Source organism: Dietzia sp. CW19, from assembly GCF_014145265.1.
Classification (GTDB): Bacteria; Actinomycetota; Actinomycetes; order Mycobacteriales; family Mycobacteriaceae; genus Dietzia; species Dietzia natronolimnaea.
In genome coordinates, this window is sequence record NZ_JAALEE010000057.1 from 1 (window position 1) to 4963 (window position 4963).

4 protein-coding genes and 1 pseudogene are annotated in these 4963 nt (G+C 72.5%); all 5 read right to left on the reverse strand.

What is annotated here, in order from left to right:
• Window positions 1–1143 (reverse strand): annotated as a pseudogene (locus G6021_RS02095) (hypothetical protein); the annotation flags it as partial.
• A gap of 82 nt (window positions 1144–1225) precedes the next feature.
• Window positions 1226–2623 carry a sigma 54-interacting transcriptional regulator gene (locus tag G6021_RS02100; protein WP_179525956.1) on the reverse strand — a complete coding sequence of 466 codons (1398 nt, stop codon included), beginning with the start codon at window positions 2621–2623 and terminating at the stop codon, window positions 1226–1228.
• Window positions 2624–2694: 71 nt separating this feature from the next.
• Window positions 2695–3150, reverse strand: coding sequence for a carboxymuconolactone decarboxylase family protein (locus G6021_RS02105; RefSeq protein ID WP_179525957.1), 456 nt, complete (start codon window positions 3148–3150; stop codon window positions 2695–2697).
• Between the two features lie 2 nt (window positions 3151–3152).
• Window positions 3153–4157, reverse strand: coding sequence for a pirin family protein (locus G6021_RS02110; RefSeq protein WP_259847202.1), 1005 nt, complete (start codon window positions 4155–4157; stop codon window positions 3153–3155).
• 26 nt (window positions 4158–4183) lie between these two features.
• A partial coding sequence (locus G6021_RS02115) for an SDR family NAD(P)-dependent oxidoreductase (protein WP_182640568.1) occupies window positions 4184–4963 on the reverse strand: 780 nt, incomplete at its 5' end.

Consider the following 4963-nt stretch of genomic DNA (forward strand, 5'->3'; position numbering starts at 1 on the left):
CAGGGCGGCCGGGGACAGCCTCAGGTCGCCGTCGGGGCGCCTGCTCAGGTACCCCGACTCGCGCATCGACTGCTCGAGCCGCGCCAGCGTGCGCAGGGAGACGGCGGCCTCGCCACCGAGGTGACGGGCCACGGCCTCGAGGTCCAGTTCGGACAGGGGCGAGCCCTCACCGCCCCGCGCCAGCTGCTCGGCGAGACGGTCCAGGTCGCCGAGTTCGGCCATGGCCGCCGCGCCCTCGGAGAATCCCAGCCCCTCCTCGCCGGAGAAGTCCGCGGAGCCGTCCCAGTCCTCGCCGGGCCGGAGCGACTGGAGCAGGCCGTCGAGGCGCCCGAGCTGCTCCATGAGTTCCGGCGAGCCGAACGCCTGCTGCGAGAGCGCCATCAGCTCCTCCCGCTGCTCCGGCGTCATCGACCGCATCATGCGTTGCGCGGCCGCCGCGCGCCTGGCCAGGACGTCGATGAGCTCGTCGATGTCGGCGGGTTGCTCCGGGAAGGAGTCGGAGTGCTTGTCCATGAAGCGCTCGAAGTCCTCGGGGGTGTCCTGCCCGCGAGCGTGCTTGTCGAGCAACTCGGTGAGGTCGGCGAGCATCTCCGACACCGCCGCCCGGTCGTCGTCGGTCGCGTTCTCCAGGGCCTGTTTCATGCCGGCGAACCGCGACTCGAGCGCCTCCGCCCCGAGGAGGTCCTGGATCCGGCGGTAGGCCTCGCGGGCATCGGTGGAGGCCCAGTCGTAGTCGGCCAGCTCCCCGACCGCCGCGGCCGGGGAGTCCGGGAGGTTCTCGATCGTCATCTCGCGCAGGGTGCGATCCATCGGGTCCATCTGCGTGTCCCGGGCGAGCTGCCCGCGCTCGGCCAGCAGGGCCTTGTCCAGGAGCTCGGACACCTCCTCCAGGGTCCCGCCCAGGTGGCCTCGCTCGAGTAGTTCACGGCGACGGCGCTGCACCCTGCCGGCCAGGTCGTCGAGACCGGTCTGGCCTCGTCCTCCCCGACGCAGGAACTCGCGCATCGACTGCTCGGGCGAGTATCCGGACATCACCCCGTCGGACACCGCGTCGAGCGCCTCGGACAAATCGAGAGGGGGCGCGAGCGGGTCGGGGCCGCCGACGTAGCGGCCGTACCGCGCGCGGGGTTCATCTCGCGACATCGCGTACCTCCTGCTCCGGCGGCGTCCCGGCCCTCACCGTCGACCTCATCGGCCGGTCGGCGGGTACGGCCACCGCGGGGTGTCAGCCGTAGACGGCGGCGCCGTCCCCGGTCTCCTTGGACAGACGCCGCGAGAGGTAGAGCCCCTCCAGCGCGAACTCGATCGCCCCGGCCCGCTGCCCCACCGTCGTGGCGCCCGCGCGTTCGGCGATCTGGTCGTACAGGCCCGGCTCGGAGAGCTCGGGCAGGGCCTCGAGGAACTCCGCCGCGGTCACGCTGGCGCCGGTCGTCAGGGTCACCGAGCCGTCGAACGCCTCCACGAGCGGGGCCAGGTCGAGACCGCGGAACATCTCGCGCACCACGTCGACGGTGGCACTGCGCAGGAGGTAGCGGAGGATCTCCGGCTCGCGGCCCTCCTCCCCCGGCTCGAACTCGATCTTCCCGCGGAGCACGTCCACGGCGGCGTCGACGTCGACCAGCCTCGCCACCGCCTCGCCGGGGTCGTCGGTCCCGCGGACGGCGGCGCGACGCCTGGCCGCCGCCGCGACGGTCTCGGCGCCGGCTATCGCGAAGCGCGCGGACACGCCGGAGGCCTGGTTGACCGAGTCCGACGTCCGCAGTTCGCGGGTGAACCGGGCGAGCAGCTCCATCAGGGCGTCCGGGACCTCCGCCGTGAGGTCCGCCTCCTGCCGCACGACCTCGATCTCGTCGGACAGGTCCAACGGGTAGTGCGTGCGGATCTCGGCGCCGAAACGATCCTTGAGCGGGGTGATGATCCGGCCGCGGTTGGTGTAGTCCTCCGGGTTGGCCGAGGCCACCACCAGCACGTCGAGGGGCAACCGGAGCACGTAACCCCGGATCTGGACGTCCCGCTCCTCCATGACGTTGAGCAGGGCCACCTGGATGCGCTCCGCCAGGTCGGGGAGCTCGTTGAGCGCCACGATGCCGCGGTTGGCGCGGGGCACCAGTCCGTAGTGGATGGTCTCCGGGTCGCCCAGGCGCCGTCCCTCGGCCACCCGCATGGGGTCGACGTCGCCGATCATGTCCGCCACGGAGGTGTCCGGGGTGGAGAGCTTCTCGACGTACCGCTCGGTCCGGTGTCGCCAGCCGATGGGCAGGGCGTCCCCCTCCCTGGTGACCCGGTCCCGCGTCTCCGTGGTGATCGGCGCGAGCGGGTCCTCCCCGAGCTCGGATCCCTCGACGACGGGCGACCACTCGTCGAGCAGTCCCACCAGGGTGCGCAGCAGGCGGGTCTTGCCCTGTCCGCGCTCGCCCAGCAGGACGATGTCGTGGCCCGCGATGATCGCCCGCTCCAGTTGCGGGATGACCGTGGAGTCGAATCCGTGCATCCCCGGCCAGGGATCGCGGCCCGCGGCCAGGCCCGCCAGGAGGTTCTCGCGCATCTCCTCGCGCAGGCTGCGGCTGGTGTACCCCGCGGCGCGCAGTTCGCCGAGGGTCTGGACGTCCGGCTTCTCGCTCACAGCGCCCACGGTAGTCCCGATGCGGCTCCCGTGCTCCCGGCGCTGGCCCGGCACCCCGCCCGGGCCCGGGATCAGTCCTCGATGCGCACCCGGTGGTCGCTGGCGATCGAGACCCGGTTGAAGGCGTTGATCAACACGATCGACCACTCGAGCGCGGAGAGCTGGTCCTCGTCGAAGTGCTCGGCGGCGGCGGCCGTGGCCGCCCCGCGCTCGTCGACGCTGTCCAGGCGCGTGAGCGTCTCCGCCAGACGGAGAGCGGCCCGTTCGGGATCGCCGAACTCGTCGATGTCCCGCCACGCCGGGAGCAGGTCCAGTCGCTCCTGCGAGACCCCTGCCTTCCGGGCGGCCGGCACGTGCGTGGCCAGGCAGGCCGCGCAGCCGTTGAGCTGGGAGACACGGATGTTGACCAGCTCGAGCAGCGACTCCTCCAGCCCGGCACCGGTGGACGCCTCCCGGGAGGCGACCGCCGTGCGGACGAGCTGCTTGTAGACCTCACGCTGGGCACGGTCCAGCTGCGGGACACCCACGATCAGACCTCCTCCCCGGCCCGCGCCCGCGCGGCCGGGTTCGCCCTCGGCGTGAGCACGCTGCCGGGCAGGGTGGGCGCGGGGAGGCGGGTGAGCCCGTCGGGGTTCCTCCCGATGTAGCCGTCGACCCGGCCGAAGCGGTCCGACCCGTCCTCCCACTCCTGCCGGTAGCGCACGATCTCGTCGTGGCCGCGACCGATGAAGTTCCACCACATCACGATCTCCTCACCGAACGGCGTACCGCCGATGAGGATCATCCGCGCCGGGGTGGATCCGGTGTTGTGGATGGTCAGGGTGGTCTCGCCGACACCGGTGTAGCCCAGCTGGGCGGGTGCGACGGTCACGCCCTCGAGCGTGATGTCGCCGGCGTCCACCAGGAGTCCGTGCTCGAACCCCGGGTCCACGTCGAGGGTGAGCCGGGCGCCGGGATCCAGGCGGAGCTCCGCGCCGAGCAGGGGGGTGAACGTGGTGACCGACGACGACGAGCCCAGCAGCGACCCGATGAAGACCAGGGCGGATCCGCCCTCGTACTCCACCGCCTCGGGGACATGGTGCTCGAACCGTCGGCCGGTGCTCTCACGGTCCCGCTCGGGGAGCGCCGTCCACAGTTGCACCCCGTGCAGCACACCCGTGTCCTGGGTGGAGACCTCGGTGTGGCAGATGCCCGCCCCGGAGGTCATGAGGTTGACCTCGCCGGGCCGGACCACCGCGTGGTTATCACCGGAGTCGTGGTGGGTCACGTTGCCCTCGAAGAGCCAGCTGACGGTCTGGAGTCCGGTGTGCGGATGCGAGGGCACGTCCATGCCGCCGGTGGCCGAGACGTCGTCGGGCCCGTAGTGGTCGACGAAGCACCAGGCGCCGATCAGGGAGCGCTGTCGCTGCGGGAGCGTCCGCCTGACCGTCATCGCCCGCGGCCCGCCGAGCGGGACGTCACGGGAGGTGATGATCTCCACCGCGGCGCCCCCGGGTTCGGGTCCACCGGGCGATCCGCCCGCCTCGCACTCGATCTCCTCCGGACGGGCGTCGAGGTTGCTCACGGCCGCACCTCCGCGTCGGCGGCGCTGAGGGTGTCCGCCGCCTCGCGCCGCAGTTCGAGCCGCTTGGCGTTGATCCTGCCGCCCAGTGCCAGCGTGAGCGCCCTGTCCACCACCGGGACGGGGAGGTGGTCCAGGAGTCTGCGGCCGAGGTCCCACTTCACGGCGTAGCGGTGACGGGGCCGGGCGGTGGTCCCGGCGGTCCAGACGGCCTCCGCCAGGACCCGGGGATCGGTGGCCTTGTCGTCCTCCCCCGCCGCCATCTCCCCCATCACGGCGGCCATGGCGGCGAAGGGCGAGCCCGGGAGCGTCGACTCCTGGAAGCGCCGCCGGATCGAGGCGGTCATCCCCGTGCGGAACGGGCCCGGTTGGATGAGCACCACGTCGAGGCCGAGGAACATGAGCTCGCGCCGCAGGGAGTCCCCGTAGGCCTCGACGGCGTGCTTGCTCATGGCGTAGGCGCCGTTCATCGGCATCCCGTGCTGGGGGCCGGTCTCCGAGCTGATGAGGACCACCCGTCCGCTACTCGCGCGGAGCAGGTCGAACATCGCGTGCACGGTGCGGACGGTCCCCATGACGTTCACGTCGAGCACCTGCTGGACCCGCTCGGGGTCGGTCTCGGCGAGCGGCCCGATCCCCAGGATCCCGGCGAAGGTGACCACCGCGTCCAGGCGGCCGTGGTCCGCGCGGACCCGATCGGCGAGCGCCCGGAGCGACACGGAGTCGGTCACGTCGACCGCCACGGGCGTGATCCCCGCGCCGCCCGGGGGTGCGCTGAG